Source organism: Streptomyces otsuchiensis (genome assembly GCF_004305975.1).
GTDB classification, from domain to species: Bacteria; Actinomycetota; Actinomycetes; order Streptomycetales; family Streptomycetaceae; genus Streptomyces; species Streptomyces otsuchiensis.
The window spans coordinates 1-637 of sequence record NZ_BHZI01000579.1; the positions used below are offsets into that span (position 1 = coordinate 1).

1 pseudogene is annotated in these 637 nt (G+C 68.6%); it reads right to left on the bottom strand.

Going from position 1 to position 637, the window contains the following annotated elements:
- Window positions 1-77: 77 nt before the first annotated feature.
- A pseudogene (locus E0D90_RS25935) lies at window positions 78-637 on the bottom strand (hypothetical protein); the annotation flags it as partial.

A 637-nucleotide genomic window follows, 5' to 3' on the forward strand; every position in this document is an offset into this window, starting at 1 on the left:
TGGGTTCGAGTCCCACCCGCCCCACACAGCGAACCCACGCAGAGCCGTTCTGACCTGGGGAAACGCGGTTTCTGGGGTCAATCGGCGTTAGGTGTTCGCCACACGGTGGTGTGGCGGACTTGGGTCTTCACCTGTCGAGTGTGTTTCCTACATGGCTGTGACCTGGAGTTTTCTGGTCTCACGGTCGTGGGGGCGGTTAGCTCCCGTCCCACCGCTGACGCCGCTGTGGTGGCGACGCGGTGGTAGTGGCGGGCCTCCTGGGGGCGGTTGTTGCGGCCTGCGGCAGCCGCAGTCCGTAGTGCCAGCCAGCCCCACGCCGCGCATTCGTCCGGGGTCGCCCTGTACAGCCTCGGCTCGATCATGTCGGCGGTCTGGGCGGCGAGGGCTTCCGCCTCGTCCAAGCGTCCCTGGCGCAGGAGCAGCCAGCACATGCCGATCACGCCGGACGCTGCGGTAAGGGTGTCTGCGGCACGGCGGGCGTCGGTGATCGCCCCGGCCAGGGCGGTGTGGCCAAGGTCGTACTGCCGGACCTGTGTCAGGTACCGGCCGGCCAGTTGCAGGGCTTCGGCTCGGGCCAGAAGCGCCTGGCGGTGGTCCTCGCCATTGTCGTAGTGGGCGACCGCGCTGTTGGCATCCC